Genomic DNA, 13,686 nt, shown 5'->3' with positions numbered 1-13,686 from the left:
TGTTTCGGCGCGGTCCATGTGCAGCATCGTGCACGGATCTGCAGCCGGAGCGAGGACTGGGCAACGGCGCGGATTATCAAAACCGGTCGGATTGCGACCGTCGGCGGGAAGCCGCATCCCGTGGCGTTCTGCGCAGAGCAGGCGCACGCACGATCGTGCGATGGCAGCGGCCCGGCCGAAGCCGGGCGGGGCACGGAACGAAGCGAGGCTGCGGTTATTTCTCCGCAAACGTGCCTGCTTCCACCAACGTCATCTTGTCGGGGTCCAGGTACGTGCGGATGGCGGTGTTGACCTGCTCGACGGTCAACGCGCGGACGCGCTCGGGATAAGTGTCCAGGTCACTCAGCGGGCGGTCCTGGAGCACCGTCTGGGCGATCATGGCGGCCATCTGCCCGGTGGTTTCCATCGCAACTTGATGGCGGCCGATCATGCCGTCCTTGCGTGCATCCAGTTCCGCTTGGGTCACGCCCTGTTTCCACCAGGCATCCAGAATCCGCCGCGTGCTGGCGACGCCCTTGTTCAGCAGGGGCGGGGCGAAGCTGCTGGTGATGACGAATCCGCCGTCCATCAGGGAGAGCCCGGACAGGCCGGCGCGGATGCCATAGGTCAGGCCCTCCTTGTCGCGGACCCCTGCCATCAGGCGGCCGGTGAAGCCGTTGCCCAGGATGTTGACACCCGCGCTGAGGGGCAGATAGTCGGCATCGTTGGCGCGCAGGTCGATGGCCTGACCCAGCATCACGCTGACGGATTCCTTGTCCCCCATGGCGATGCGCTGCGTGTCGGGCCGGCTTGCTTTGCGTGGCGGGCCCTGTCGCACGAGTGCCCGGCCCCCGCTCCAGCCCGCGAAGGCTTCGGTCACCATGGACTGCAGGCGGCGAGGGTCCGCGCCGCCGACCACGACCAGTGTCATGTGGGCGGGCCCGTAATAGGCTTGATGAAAGGCCTTGATGTCGTCCAGCGTGGCAGCGGCGATCGCGTCGAGCATCCGTTCGCGCGGCACCGGTGCGTTGAGGTGGGCAGCGGGGTAAATGGACCGATTCAGCGCCTCGGTGGCCCGAGCCGACGGGTTTTCTGCGGCGTTACGGATCGCGGCCTCCAGCCGGCTCTTGGCCTTGGCCAGCTCCTCCGGCTTGAAGGCCGGCAGGCGCAACTGCTCGGCCATCAGGTCGATCAGCGTCGGCAAATCCTTGGTCAGGCTTTGGCCGTGTATGCCGACATAGCCGCCGTCGGTCTGGAACGACAACTGAGCACCCAGGCTTTCCAGCAGCGCGGAGATCGCCACCTTGTCGCGACGGGTGCTGCCCTCCTGCAGCAACATGCCCGTCAGCAACGGCACGGCGGGATTGGCCGCCTTGCTGGCGGTGTCGGCATCGCCCAGGGGCATCACCCCGGTCAGGGAGACCATTTCCTGCGGCGACATCGAATAGGTCAATAGCGTGATGCTGCCGGCCTGGGCGCGCACGACGCGCTCGGCGATGCCTGCCTGAGCCGCGACAGGCAGCCATAGCACGGCGAACCACACGAGCCACGTCCGCAGAGGGTTGAAACGAACCTGCTTCATTACGATTTCTCCGGGACGAACCAGCCGGTGGTGCTCTGGTTTTCAACGAGGTACTTGCGGGCGACGCGCTGCACATCGGCGGGCGTCACCTTTTCCAGTTCTTCAAGCTCGGTGACGAACCGTGTCCAGTCGCCCAGCGAGACCGCGTGGCCCAATCGGGCGGACGTCGCGCGGACGCCGTCACGCTGGTAGACCTGATCGGCCCGGTAAGGGCCCAGCACCCGCTGGATATCCTCGCGAGTGACGCCCTCGGTCTTGATCCGCTCCAGTTCGGTCCAGGCGATTTTCTCGGCCTGCTCGTGTTTCGCGTCGGGCGGCAGGCTGACCGTCACGACGAACGGACCGGGATCGCGCAGCGCATGGAAGCCGGCGCCGGCTTGCGTGGCAACCGTGGTGTCGACCAGTGCGCGATACAGCCGGCTGCTCTTGCCCTGGCTCAATACCAGGCCCAGTACGGTCAACGCAGCCGCATCGGGGTCGAGCGCGCGCGGCCCCTTGAAGGCGATGATCAGACTGCCCGTTGCGCCCGCGCGTTTGAGCACCAGCCTTCGCGGCCCTTGCTGCGGCGGCTCTTCGGTCGTGACAGCGGGAATGGCCTTGGGCGCGCGCGGGATGCCGCCGTAATACTGCCTGACCCACCCCAACGCCTGGTCCGGCCGGAAATCGCCGACCAGGATGACGGTGGCGTTGTCCGGCCAGTAGAAGGTGTCGTAGAAACGGCGCAGCTTGTCCACGCTCGCATGCTCGATGTCGCTACGCCAGCCGATGGTGGGATGGTGGTAGGGATGCGCCTGGTAAGCCGTGGCCATGACCTGCTGGAACAAGGCGGTGAAAGGACTGTTCTCGCCTCGCTCGTACTCGTTGCGTACGACCGTCATCTCGCTGGCCAGGTCTTCCGGGCGCAGCAGGAGGTTGCGCATGCGGTCGGCCTCGATCGCGATGTAGCCTTCCAGCGCATCGCGCCCGAGCGTGCCGAAGTAGTTGGTGCGGTCCATCGACGTGGTGGCGTTGAAGGTCGCGCCCACGCGCTCCATGTAGCTGTTCAGTGAATTGCCGAGCGCCTTGTTGTAGTGCCGGCTGCCCTTGAACATCAGGTGCTCGAGCAGGTGAGTGTCACCGGTCGTGCCCGCGGCTTCGTTGCGTGAACCCACCTGGTACAACACCTGGAAACTGACCACCGTCGCGGCGGAATCGGGCGCGGCAAGCACGGTAAGGCCGTTGGCATCCAGACGGTATTCGTCGATGCCGCCCACGGAGCGCACGTGGGTAAAGCCCGGTACCTCGACGGGTTGGGCCATCGCCGTGCCTGCAATCAACGGGCACAGCGAGAGCCACGTGCATATCAAACGTCGTACTGACATGTAGCGTCCTTTTGTATAGGCAGGATGAACGCGGAAGATCGGGTGCCGGCCCGGCGGTCAGTTGACTGCGATGCGTCGAGCGCGGCGAGCGTGAAGTTTTTCATACTTTTCGATGCGTGTTGACCGAGGGCGCGTTGCGGGGATATTGCTGCCGTGATGCGCTCGTCGACGGCCATGCGTGGCTTGGCCGTCGACGCGTAGCGACAGACAGCGCGATTTCAAATTGAAAGGGACGCATCGGGCAGCCGTCGCATGACGGCCCGCCGGCGCGTCGCGCATCCGATTCGACGGTCGATGCCGCCGCCGATCGCCTGTTTTGCCTCGCCACCCCTAAATGGCTGTAAACTCACGCTTTTGCTGCCACGCCCCCACATTCCAGATGTCCCAATCCCCCAAAGTAGGGTTCGTATCCCTCGGGTGCCCGAAGGCGCTCGTCGACTCCGAACAGATCATCACGCAACTGCGCGCCGAAGGTTATGAAATCTCCGGCACCTACGACGGTGCCGACCTCGTCGTCGTGAACACCTGCGGCTTCATCGACGAAGCCGTGCAGGAAAGCCTCGACGCGATCGGTGAAGCGCTGACCGAGAACGGCAAGGTGATCGTCACCGGCTGTCTCGGCGCCAAGTCGAGCGCCAGCGGCTCGAACCTGATCGAGGAAGTCCACCCGAAGGTGCTCGCCGTCACCGGCCCGCACGCGGTGGGCGAAGTGATGCAGGCCGTGCATTCGCACCTGCCGAAGCCGCATGACCCGTTCACCGATCTCGTGCCCGCGGCCGGCATCAAGCTTACGCCGCGCCACTACGCGTACCTGAAGATCTCCGAAGGCTGCAACCACCGCTGCACGTTCTGCATCATCCCGTCGATGCGCGGCGACCTCGTGTCGCGCCCGGTCGCGGAAGTGATGCTGGAAGCCGAGAACCTGTTCAAGTCGGGCGTGAAGGAACTGCTCGTGATCTCGCAGGACACGAGCGCGTACGGCGTCGACGTGAAGTACCGCACGGGTTTCTGGAACGGCAAGCCGATCAAGACGCGCATGACCGACCTGGTCGCCGCGCTCGGCGAACTCGCCGCGCAGTACGGCGCATGGGTGCGCCTGCATTACGTGTATCCGTATCCGAGCGTCGACGAAGTGATTCCGCTGATGGCCGAAGGCCCGTTCAAGGGCCACGTGCTGCCGTACCTCGACGTGCCGTTCCAGCACGCGCACCCGGAAGTGCTGAAGCGCATGAAGCGTCCGGCGAACGCCGAGAAGGTGCTCGAGCGTGTGCAGAAGTGGCGCGAGATCTGCCCGGACCTGACGATTCGCAGCACGTTCATCGCGGGCTTCCCCGGCGAGACGGAAGAGCAGTTCGAAACGCTGCTCGACTTCATCCGCGAAGCGGAACTCGATCGCGTCGGCTGCTTCGCGTATTCGCCGGTCGAAGGCGCGACGGCGAACGAACTCGACGGCGCGCTGCCGGATGAAGTCCGCGAGGAACGCCGCGCGCGCTTCATGGAAGTTGCCGAGGAAGTGTCGGCGAACCGCATCCAGCGCAAGGTCGGCAAGACGCTCAAGGTGCTGATCGACGAAGTCAGCGAGGAAGGCGGGATCGGTCGCACGGCGGCGGATGCGCCGGAGATCGACGGCGTCGTTTATGTCGAGCCGGCGGCGAAGGCATCGAAGCGCTACAAGGTCGGCGATTTCGTGTCCGTGAAGATCACGGGCGCAGACGGCCACGATCTGTGGGGCGAGGTGTAAGCGATGGCCGCCGCATTTCCGGAGATCCTCGCGCTCGGCGAGGCGATGATCGAATTCAACCAGTCGCAGCCGGGCCGGCCTGAATTCCTGCAGGGCTTTGGCGGCGACACGTCGAACTTCTGCATCGCCGCCGCGCGCCAGGGCGCATCGACGGGCTTCGTGTCGGCGATCGGCGACGATCCGTTCGGCCGCCTGCTGGCCGACATGTGGCGCGCGGAACGCGTCGACACGACGTACGTGCGGATCGACCGCACGGCGCCGACCGGCGTGTACTTCGTCACGCATGGCGCCGATGGTCACCAGTTCGACTACCTGCGCGCGGGCTCGGCGGCGAGCCGTTATGCAACAGGTGATCTGCCGCTCGACGCACTGGCCGCCGCGAAGGCCGTGCACCTGTCGGGCATCAGCCTCGCGATCAGCACGGCCGCGTGCGACGCCGCGTTCGCGGGGATCGACCACGCGCGCCGCCACGGCGCGAAGGTCAGCTTCGACACGAACCTGCGGCTGAAGCTGTGGCCGTTGCCGCGGGCTCGCGCGGTGATGCGCGAGGCGCTGCGCCAGACGGACATCTGCCTGCCCAGCTGGGACGACGTGACGGCACTCACGGGCGCGAACGATCGTGATGCAATCGTCGATGCGATGCTCGAACACGGGCCGCAGGTCGTCGCGTTGAAGCTCGGCAAGGAAGGCGCTTACGTGGCGACGCCGAACGAGCGGCGCGTCGTGCCGGGCTTCGCGGTCGAAGCCGTCGACGCGACGGGCGCGGGCGATTGCTTCGGCGGTGCGTTCGTCGCGCGGATCGTCGCGGGCGACGATCCGTTCGCGGCGGCGCGTTATGCGAACGCCGCGGCGGCGCTGTCGACGACGGGCTACGGCGCGGTTGCGCCGATTCCGCACCGCGATGCGGTGGAGCGCCTGATGCAGGGCTGACGCGGCATGCGCACGCCGGCCACGGCAACGCGCTCGTGACGATGTGCATGGGCATCGCCGCGATTTTCGAGCGAATCTGAAGCAAGGAGCAACACACGGTGGGTCGATATTCGCAATGGCAACGGGCGCTCGTCGTCGCGGGCGCGCTGGCGGCGGGCATGGTGATGCCGGGCGTCGTCGCGGCGCAGGCTGTCGCGCCGGGCGCGCAGCAGGATGAACCGGCAATGGCGCGGCCGCTGAAGCCGAATCCCGAGTTCGCCCGCCTGCCGCGCTACGAAGGCACGCTCGGTGACCGGCCGATCGTCGTGCATCTCGGCCCGAAGACGGACGAGGAAGGCGTGCACGGCGAATACCAGTTCGCCGATACGGGCGAGGTCGTGCTGCTCGCGGGCGATCGCGACGGCGACACGCTCGAAATCGAGGAATCGAACGACGGCACGAACATCACGGGCGTGTGGATCGGCCGCTTCGACGCGACGGGTGCCCTGAAGGCCGACCGGATGAATTCTGACGAGTCGGATCCGCAGCCCGTCGTGCTGCGTCTCGCGCCGGGCAAGCGTGCGGCGCTGCAGGTGCGCGACGGCCGCGTGCAGGAAATCGAGACGGTGGGCGGCGTCGTCAACCTGCGCACCGACGACTGAACCCGCGCTGGCTCGGTGCGTGCGGCGCGCATTGTACCGGGCCAATTGCGCCGATTTTGGCTAATCTAGCTGCATATTCCGCAACCGAACGGCCTCGTGCCCGGCTTCCCGTCATGACTGCATCCACTCCCAAGCGCGCACTGCAAACCCGCATCGTTCAACCCGACGACGTGATCCCGGAAGGCTTCCGTTCGTTCGTGCCGCCGGTCGCGCGCGCGTCGACGGTCGTGTTTCCCGATCTCGCGACGATGCGTGCGCTCGTCTGGCACAACGACAACCAGTGGCGCTACGGCCTGCATGCGACGCCGACGTCGCTCGCGCTCGCGCAGCGGCTTGCCGAGATCGAGGGCGGCACGCATGCGCTGCTGCAGCCGTCGGGCCTCGCGGCGATCATGAACGTCTACTTCGGGATCGTGAAAGCCGGCGACGACGTGCTGATTCCGCACAACGTGTACGGGCCGAACGCCGATTTCGGCAACTGGCTCGCGAAGGATTTCGGCATCACCGCGCGCTTCTACGATCCGCTGATCGGCGCCGGCATTGCCGACCTGATCCAGCCGAACACGCGGCTGATCTGGATCGAGGCGCCGGGCTCGGTGACGATGGAAGTGCCGGACGTGCAGGCGATCACGGCGGCCGCGAAGGCGCGCGGCATCGTCACCGCGATCGACAACACCTTTTCGGCCGGGCTCGCATTCAAGCCGTTCGAACACGGCGTCGACATCTCGGTGCAGGCGCTGACCAAGTACCAGTCGGGCGGCAGCGACGTGCTGATGGGGGCGACGATCACCGCGAACGCGGCGCTGCATGCACAGCTGAAGCTCGCGCGGATGCGCTGCGGTGTCGGCGTGTCGGTCGACGATTGCTCGCTCGTGCTGCGCAGCCTGCCGAGCATGCAGGTGCGTTTCGACGCGCACAGCAAGAGCGCGCTTGCGCTCGCGCAATGGCTGAAGGCGCGGCCGGAGATCGCGGCGGTATTGCACCCGCAGATCGCCGATTGCCCGGGGCACGCGTCGTTCATGCGCGATTTCACCGGCGCGGGCGGGTTGTTCTCGGTGGTGTTCGACGAACGCTACAGTGCGGAGCAGGTCGACCGCTTCGTCGAGTCGCTCGAGCTGTTCGCGATCGGCTGGAGCTGGGGCGGCGCGTGCAGCCTCGCGATGCCTTACGACGTCGCGTCGATGCGTCCGGACTGGGCGCATCGCGGCACGCTGGTACGTTTCTATGTCGGCCTGGAAGACGAGGGCGACCTGCGTGCGGACATCGAGCGCGCGATGCAGGCTGCGCTGGGCTGATCGCCCGCTGACAACGTTCGGCAGAAAAACAAGACGCCGGCGCGATGTTGCATCGCGCCGGCGTTTTTCATTTCGGATTCCGCGGGATCAGAACAGCCGCAGCAGCCCGTCGAGGCCGACGTGATCGAACGCGACCGTCGCCGCATCGCGCACGACGGGCTTCGCGTGGTACGCGACCGACAGCCCGGCTTCGGCCATCATCTTCAGGTCGTTCGACCCGTCGCCCATCGCGATCGCGCGACGCGGCTCGAGGCCGAGCGACGCGCACGTCTCGCGCAGCAGGCGCGCCTTTACGTCGGCGTTGACGATCTCGCCGAGCACCTTGCCGGTCAGCTTGCCGTCGACGATCTCGAGCGTGTTCGCATGCGCGTAGTCGAGGCCGAGGCGCGCCTTCAGCCGTTCGGTGAAGAACGTGAAGCCGCCCGACACGAGCAGCGTCTTCATGCCGGCGGCCTTCACGCCGGCGAGCATCTTCTCGGCGCCCGGCGACAGTTGCAGCCGTTCCTCGTACACGCGTTCGAGCGCGTGCGCGTCGAGCCCGGCCAGCAGCGCGACGCGGCGCGTGAGGCTTTCGTTGAAGTCGCGGATTTCGCCGCGCATCGACGCTTCGGTGATCTCGGCGACCTGCGTTTTCAGCCCGCAGAAATCGGCGATCTCGTCGATGCACTCGATCGTGATCAGCGTCGAATCCATGTCCATCACGGCGAGCCCGAAATCGCCGAGCGAGAGGCCGGCCTCGACGAACGCGAAGTCGAGCGCGTGCGTGCCGCAGTAAGCATCGATGTCGAGGCGTTGCGCCGGGTTCGCGTTGTCGATCCGCAGCGCATGATCGTCGGTCTGCACGATGCGGGTGCCGCGCGACAGCGCGAGCAGCGGTTTGTGATGGGTGTCCGACAGCGGCGCAAGACTCTGGATGACGAGGTTGTGGGTCATGACGGGATGGTTGGGAAACGAATGAAATGCGTAGGCGGCCAACGGGCGGCCGCCTGCCGGTGCGGGCCCCGTCCGGCGTCGGGCCCTTGCGTGGCGAACGCGCCATTGTAGCCGGTTGGCCGCACGCGGCGGCGGGGGGCGGATCGAAACCGTGCGCGGCGGGGCGGTCATGGCCCGTCCGCGCGATCCCAGTACGGCGGGTCGCCGAAATGCTCGGCCAGGAACGTGATGAAGGCGAGCGTCTTCAGCGGAACGTGCGCGCGGCTCGGGTAGACGGCCCAGATCGCGATGTCTTCCGCGAACGGATAGTCGTCGAGCACCGTGACGAGCGCGCCGCTCGTGAGCAGCGGGCCGACGTCCCAGGTCGACTTGATCGCGATCCCGAAGCCGTCGACGAGCGCTTCGCGGATCGCCTCGCCGTTGCTCGCGACGAGCCGGCCGCCCACCCGCACGGTGAGCGGGCCTTGCGGCGTGGCGAACGACCAGTCGCGCTGGTCGCCGAGGATCACGCACTCGTGCTGAGCGAGGTCGGCCGGATGGCGCGGCGTGCCGTGTGCGGCGAGATACGCGGGCGAGCAGCACAGCACGCGGCGGTTCGTCGCGAGCTTGCGCGCGACGAGCGTCGAATCCTTCAGCGCGCCGAGGCGGATCGCGACGTCGTAGCCGTCGTCGACGAGGTCGACGATCTCGTCCGACAGCCGCAGGTCGAGCGACACGGACGGATAGCGGCGCAGGAACGCGGGAATCACCGGCGCGACATGCTGGCGACCGAACGACGACGACATCGACACCTTCAGCCGCCCGTACGGCTCGGAGCGGCCGTGGCCGACCGATGCGCGCGCGGCATCGGCGGCCGACAGCAGCGTGTCGGCGTGCGCCATGAAGACTTCACCGTCCTGCGTGAGGCTGATGCGGCGCGTGGTGCGATGCAGCAGCCGTGCGCCGAGCTGGCGTTCGAGTTGCGCGATGCGCGCGCTCGCGACCGCGGCCGACACGCCGAATTCACGGCCGGCCGCGGTGACGTTCGCGAGCAGCGCCGCGCGCACGAACAGCGCGACGTCGAGCAGGTCGAGCGGCTTGTCGGGGGCCGGAATCGGATCGGAGGCCATTATTCTGAAATTCCTGAAAATGTTTCAGGAAATATAGCGCTTTTCTCGAATGATCGGGTTGCCTACGATGACGTTCATGGGGCTGCGCCGCGGCCCACAGGTTTCCTTGAAGGAGTGTCGTGATGAAAGCCGTTGGACTGACCCGTTATCTGCCGATCGACGACCCGCAAGCGCTGCTCGACGTGGAGCTGCCGCAGCCCGTGCCGGGCTCGCGCGACCTGCTCGTGAAGGTCGAGGCGATTTCCGTGAACCCGGTGGACTTCAAGGTGCGCGCGCCGAAGCCGCAGGTCGAGGACACGCCGCGCGTACTCGGCTGGGATGCGGCCGGCACGGTGGTCGCGGTCGGCGCCGATGTCACGCTGTTCCGGCCCGGCGACGAAGTGTTCTACGCGGGCAGCATCACGCGGCCGGGCGCGAACAGCGAATTCCATACGGTCGACGAGCGGATCGCCGCGCTGAAGCCGCGCACGCTCGATTTCGCCGCATCCGCGGCGCTGCCGCTCACCGCGCTGACCGCGTGGGAAGCGCTGTTCGACCGGCTTCGCGTGTCGCCGCAGGGCGCGGACGCCGGCAAGTCGGTGCTGATCATCGGCGGCGCGGGGGGCGTGGGTTCGATCGCGATCCAGCTCGCGAAGGCGCTCGGCAAGCTGCACGTGATCGCAACTGCATCTCGGCCGGCGTCGACCGAGTGGGTGCGCTCGCTGGGCGCGGATATGGTGGTCGACCATTTCGGCGACCTGCCTGCGCAGCTGCGCGAGGCCGGGTATCCGAATGTCGACTACGTGCTGATTTTCAACGACACGGATCGTCACTTTCCTGCCGCTGCGGAGGTCATCCGGCCGCAGGGCGGCATTTGCACGATCGTCGAGAACGACAAGCCGGTGCCGGTCGAACTGCTGAAGGCGAAGAGCGCGGCGTTTCATTGGGAATTCATGTTCACGCGCGCCATGTTCGAGACGCCGGACATGATCGAGCAGCACCGGATCCTCGGCGAAGTCGCCCGGCTCGTCGACGGCGGCACGCTGCGCACCACGGTCGGCGAACAGCTCGGCACGATCAACGCGGCGAACGTGCGGCGCGCGCACCAGCTGCTCGAGGCCGGACGCTCGATCGGCAAGCTCGTGCTGAGCGGCTTCTGAGCCGGCCTCGCGTTTAAGGTTGCGGCGCCGCGAACGCAAGCGGGGTAACACCCGATGCGTTTGCGGCGCATTGCATGCCGCTTGGCGGTAGACTGGCAGCGCATCATGCATCGAAAACCGCGCGGCACGCGCGTGCCGCCGCATACCAAGGAGGTCAGCATGAGCCAACGCAGCTTGTCAGTCGCCGCAACGTGGTCGGTCGTGTTCGCGGCGGCGTGCATCAGCGCGAGCGTATTCGCGGCGCCGCCGGTCAAGGGCAGCCTGAAGGGCGGCGGTACCGGGCAGCTCGAATACACCGTCAAGGTCGACTCGAAGAGCTTCGGCAATACGCAGGAGACCCGCAAGATCCGCTCGGGCGAGACGGACGACTTCAACTGGAAGTCGGTGCCGCCGAGCGGGGCGGTCGCGATGCCGGACGGTTGCCCGAACGCCGACAACCTGCCGCGCGACGAGAACGGCGCGATGGTGCGCCAGACCCAGGTGCGGCTCGCGCCGTCGATCGACGCGAAGGGGGTCGCCAACGTGCAGCTGAGCTTCCAGGCGGCCGCGCCGAAAGGCACGCGCAACGTGACGGCCGGCGGCAAGTCGCTGCAGTGTCCGGACGTCGTGTCGGTGAGCCAGGTGAAGTGGGTGTCGATCCCGACCAACGGCGGGTCGAAGTCCGTCACGATGAGCGATGGCTCGAAGGTGACGGTGTCGATCAAGCGCTGAACGGTGCGCGCGGGCCGGCGTCGGAGCGGGTGCGCGCGCAACGGATTCGACTTGCGGTACCACGCGGCGACACGTGACCGTTTCGTGTCGCCGTCACCATGCTTTCTCGCGACCTGCTTCAACGGCATGGCAGCCGTTCGCCGTGCGACGGCCGTAGCGACCCGCATGACGTCATGAGCATGTCACGCCATGCTCGCCCGCATCATCACCTTCCTGTCACGACATCCCTATGAAATACCGAATGCGCGCGTTGCTGTACGTCATTGCGTTCGTTGCCGCACACGCGCACGCGGCCGACGATTGCGGCTTCGTGAAGAAAGTCGGGCTGCCGTCGCGGCAGCAGGTGGCGGTCGTGTCGAGCGGCGCGCTCGAACCCTGCTCGACCGGCAGCTACGCGGTGCGCGTGTATTCGACCGCGCATGCCGCCCCCGGCTTCGATACCGACGATTACGTGACGGGCGCGCTGCATGCGCGTGATGGTACGGTCACCGATGCATTCGTGGCCGACCTCGGTGCACGTGCGCCGCAGGCGCTCGTCGTGACGACGCGCTCGGCCGGCAGCGGCGGCTATGTCAGCGCGCACGCCTATGTGACGACACCGCGTGCGGTAAGGCTCGTCGCGTCGGTCGACGGGCTCGCGCCGGACACGGACATCGCAGCCGCGTTGCGGCAGGCACTCGGCAAGCGCCGCAGCGCGCGCTGACTGGCGAACCGCGCGAACGCATCGCGCGATGGGGCCGCGTGTCAGTGCGCGCGTTCTTCGAGCCGCGCGGCGAGAAAGCGGTGATCCGCCGAGAACAGCCGGCGATAGGTCATCAGCACCGCGCCGACCGTGCCGAGCGCGGAGGCCGCGGCGATCAGGAACATGATCACGATCTGGTAGCGCACGGCCTGCAGCGGCGACTGGCCGGCCAGCACCTGACCCGTCATCATCCCCGGCAGGCTCACGACGCCGACGACGGCCATCTGGTTCAGCGTCGGCAGCATGCCGGCACGCACGGCCTGGCGCGCGGCGTCCTGCGCGGCTTCCCAGCGTGTCGCGCCGAGCGCAAGCGCGGTTTCGACGCGGTCGCGGCGCGCCGTGAGTTCTTCCATCATCCGCTCGACACCGAGCGACACGCCCGTGAGCGTATTGCCGAGAATCATCCCGAGGATCGGAATCGCGTATTGCGGCGCGTACCACGGATGGATGCGGATCACGACGAACAGGCCGACCGCCGCGACGAACCAGCTGCTGAACCAGATCGACGCGATGCTGTCGATGCGCTGGCCGCGATACGTGCGCTTGCCGCGCTCCGCGCCGGCGAACCCGGCGATCAGCGTCATCAGCGCGGTGAGCGGCAGCACGATGTACCAGTGAGGATGACCGAACACCCAGCCGAGCACGTAGCCGATCGCGAGCAACTGCACGACGGTGCGCACGGCCGCGAGCGCGAGCTTGCGGCCGAGGCCGAGCGACAGGGCCATCGAGATCGCGCCGTTGACCGCGACGAGCGCGGCGGCGATGCCGACGTCGACGAGGCTCAGGTCCTGCAGGGCGGGGCTCACTGCGCGGCCTCCGTCGGGTTGGCCACGTGCATCACGCCGGCCTGCATCACGAGCCGCATCGTGCCGATCCGCGCGGCCTGGGCCGGATCGTGCGAGATCCACAAGTACGCGCGGGCGTCGGGCGCCGCGTCGAACCATGCGCCGACGAGCGCTTCGATCGCGCGCGCCGATTCGGGATCGAGCGCGGACGTCGGCTCGTCGAGCAGCAGCACGTCGGGATCGAGCTGCAGCACGCGCAGCAGCGCGGTGATCTGCGCTTCGCCGCCGGACAGGTCGCTCGCGCGCTTGTCGAGAAAGTCGGGACCCCGGCCGGCCTGCGCGGCGAGCGCTTCGGCGCGCGCGCGATCGAACGCAACGTCGCGATAGATCGCGAGCGAATACGGATAGCGCAGCTGCGATTCGACGGTGCCGTCCATCTGCGCGGGGCGCTGACGCACATAGGCGACGCTGCGCCGGTAACGCGGGATCGCATTGCGCCGGATCCGTTTGCCGCGCCACAGGATGTGGCCGCCGTCGAGCGGGTCGAGCAGCGCGAGCGCGCGCAGCAGCACGCTTTTACCCGACCCGGACGGCCCGGTGATAGCAATTCGCGATCCCGCCGCGAGGCTGAAATCGGTCGGGGCGAGCAGGGTCTTGCCGCTGCTGGCATCGCGCCGCGTGATGCGCGCTGCATCGATGAGGCCGGTGGGGGCTGTCATGTCACAAATGAAAAAAAGC

At 67.4% G+C, this 13,686-nt stretch carries 13 protein-coding genes; 7 read left to right on the top strand and 6 right to left on the bottom strand.

Going from position 1 to position 13,686, the window contains the following annotated elements:
* Positions 1-214: 214 nt before the first annotated feature.
* Together CFB45_RS10355 and CFB45_RS10350 are read right to left on the bottom strand one after the other, a co-directional pair.
* Entirely contained in the window at positions 215-1,561 is a 1,347-nt protein-coding gene (locus CFB45_RS10355; protein ID WP_089425546.1) for a M16 family metallopeptidase, read from the bottom strand.
* On the bottom strand, positions 1,561-2,859 hold the full coding sequence (locus tag CFB45_RS10350; protein ID WP_256976620.1) for a M16 family metallopeptidase: 1,299 nt from the start codon (positions 2,857-2,859) through the stop codon (positions 1,561-1,563). Before CFB45_RS10350 ends, CFB45_RS10355 begins: the two co-directional genes overlap by 1 nt.
* A 442-nt stretch (positions 2,860-3,301) precedes the next feature.
* Here CFB45_RS10350 and rimO point away from each other — a divergent pair, with 442 nt between their 5' ends.
* The 4 genes from rimO (at position 3,302) to CFB45_RS10330 (ending at position 7,529) form a co-directional block, all read left to right on the top strand.
* The gene (rimO, locus tag CFB45_RS10345) at positions 3,302-4,663 is read left to right on the top strand and encodes a 30S ribosomal protein S12 methylthiotransferase RimO (protein ID WP_027787268.1); all 1,362 of its coding nucleotides are present in this window, start codon (positions 3,302-3,304) and stop codon (positions 4,661-4,663) included.
* Between the two features lie 3 nt (positions 4,664-4,666).
* Positions 4,667-5,593, top strand: coding sequence for a sugar kinase (locus CFB45_RS10340; RefSeq protein WP_089425544.1), 927 nt, complete (start codon positions 4,667-4,669; stop codon positions 5,591-5,593).
* A gap of 98 nt (positions 5,594-5,691) precedes the next feature.
* Positions 5,692-6,234 carry a hypothetical protein gene (locus CFB45_RS10335; protein ID WP_089425543.1) on the top strand — a complete coding sequence of 181 codons (543 nt, stop codon included), beginning with the start codon at positions 5,692-5,694 and terminating at the stop codon, positions 6,232-6,234.
* Positions 6,235-6,347: 113 nt separating this feature from the next.
* A complete protein-coding gene (locus CFB45_RS10330) occupies positions 6,348-7,529 on the top strand; it encodes a cystathionine beta-lyase (RefSeq protein ID WP_069248082.1) in 1,182 nt (393 codons plus the stop codon).
* Between the two features lie 87 nt (positions 7,530-7,616).
* On the opposite strand, the gene serB is transcribed toward CFB45_RS10330, so the two are convergent.
* On the bottom strand, positions 7,617-8,462 hold the full coding sequence (serB, locus tag CFB45_RS10325; RefSeq protein ID WP_089425542.1) for a phosphoserine phosphatase SerB: 846 nt from the start codon (positions 8,460-8,462) through the stop codon (positions 7,617-7,619).
* A 167-nt stretch (positions 8,463-8,629) separates the two neighbouring features.
* Positions 8,630-9,571 carry a LysR family transcriptional regulator gene (locus CFB45_RS10320; RefSeq protein WP_089425541.1) on the bottom strand — a complete coding sequence of 314 codons (942 nt, stop codon included), beginning with the start codon at positions 9,569-9,571 and terminating at the stop codon, positions 8,630-8,632.
* A 122-nt stretch (positions 9,572-9,693) separates the two neighbouring features.
* Between CFB45_RS10320 and CFB45_RS10315 the strand changes: the two genes are divergently transcribed.
* From CFB45_RS10315 to CFB45_RS10305, 3 genes are all read left to right on the top strand, one after another.
* Positions 9,694-10,710: a zinc-binding alcohol dehydrogenase family protein gene (locus CFB45_RS10315; protein ID WP_089425540.1), complete on the top strand. Its 1,017-nt coding sequence runs from the start codon at positions 9,694-9,696 to the stop codon at positions 10,708-10,710.
* A 159-nt stretch (positions 10,711-10,869) separates the two neighbouring features.
* Positions 10,870-11,421: a DUF6013 family protein gene (locus CFB45_RS10310; protein ID WP_089425931.1), complete on the top strand. Its 552-nt coding sequence runs from the start codon at positions 10,870-10,872 to the stop codon at positions 11,419-11,421.
* Between the two features lie 229 nt (positions 11,422-11,650).
* On the top strand, positions 11,651-12,124 hold the full coding sequence (locus tag CFB45_RS10305) for a PliI family lysozyme inhibitor of I-type lysozyme (RefSeq protein ID WP_089425539.1): 474 nt from the start codon (positions 11,651-11,653) through the stop codon (positions 12,122-12,124).
* Between the two features lie 41 nt (positions 12,125-12,165).
* Here the strand turns inward: CFB45_RS10305 and CFB45_RS10300 are convergent, their stop codons facing one another.
* Both CFB45_RS10300 and CFB45_RS10295 read right to left on the bottom strand, forming a co-directional pair.
* On the bottom strand, positions 12,166-12,969 hold the full coding sequence (locus CFB45_RS10300) for an ABC transporter permease (protein ID WP_089425538.1): 804 nt from the start codon (positions 12,967-12,969) through the stop codon (positions 12,166-12,168).
* The gene (locus CFB45_RS10295) at positions 12,966-13,667 is read right to left on the bottom strand and encodes an ABC transporter ATP-binding protein (RefSeq protein WP_089425537.1); all 702 of its coding nucleotides are present in this window, start codon (positions 13,665-13,667) and stop codon (positions 12,966-12,968) included. The genes CFB45_RS10300 and CFB45_RS10295 overlap by 4 nt, the downstream gene beginning before the upstream one ends.
* Positions 13,668-13,686: the final 19 nt, after the last annotated feature.

This window comes from Burkholderia sp. HI2500 (assembly GCF_002223055.1).
Taxonomy (GTDB): domain Bacteria; phylum Pseudomonadota; class Gammaproteobacteria; order Burkholderiales; family Burkholderiaceae; genus Burkholderia.
Note: the sequence above shows the minus strand (reverse complement) of the source record. Positions and strands in the feature narration are given on the sequence as shown.

What these genes read in the sequence shown, in the direction of transcription:
- CFB45_RS10350 (WP_256976620.1), bottom strand. Translation starts at nt 2,859, where the DNA reads ATGGCCCAACCCGTCGAGGTACCGGGCTTTACCCACGTGCGCTCCGTG.
- CFB45_RS10315 (WP_089425540.1), top strand. Translation starts at nt 9,694, where the DNA reads ATGAAAGCCGTTGGACTGACCCGTTATCTGCCGATCGACGACCCGCAA.
- CFB45_RS10320 (WP_089425541.1), bottom strand. Translation starts at nt 9,571, where the DNA reads ATGGCCTCCGATCCGATTCCGGCCCCCGACAAGCCGCTCGACCTGCTC.
- rimO (WP_027787268.1), top strand. Translation starts at nt 3,302, where the DNA reads ATGTCCCAATCCCCCAAAGTAGGGTTCGTATCCCTCGGGTGCCCGAAG.
- CFB45_RS10305 (WP_089425539.1), top strand. Translation starts at nt 11,651, where the DNA reads ATGAAATACCGAATGCGCGCGTTGCTGTACGTCATTGCGTTCGTTGCC.
- CFB45_RS10295 (WP_089425537.1), bottom strand. Translation starts at nt 13,667, where the DNA reads ATGACAGCCCCCACCGGCCTCATCGATGCAGCGCGCATCACGCGGCGC.
- CFB45_RS10310 (WP_089425931.1), top strand. Translation starts at nt 10,870, where the DNA reads ATGAGCCAACGCAGCTTGTCAGTCGCCGCAACGTGGTCGGTCGTGTTC.
- CFB45_RS10330 (WP_069248082.1), top strand. Translation starts at nt 6,348, where the DNA reads ATGACTGCATCCACTCCCAAGCGCGCACTGCAAACCCGCATCGTTCAA.
- CFB45_RS10340 (WP_089425544.1), top strand. Translation starts at nt 4,667, where the DNA reads ATGGCCGCCGCATTTCCGGAGATCCTCGCGCTCGGCGAGGCGATGATC.
- CFB45_RS10355 (WP_089425546.1), bottom strand. Translation starts at nt 1,561, where the DNA reads ATGAAGCAGGTTCGTTTCAACCCTCTGCGGACGTGGCTCGTGTGGTTC.
- serB (WP_089425542.1), bottom strand. Translation starts at nt 8,462, where the DNA reads ATGACCCACAACCTCGTCATCCAGAGTCTTGCGCCGCTGTCGGACACC.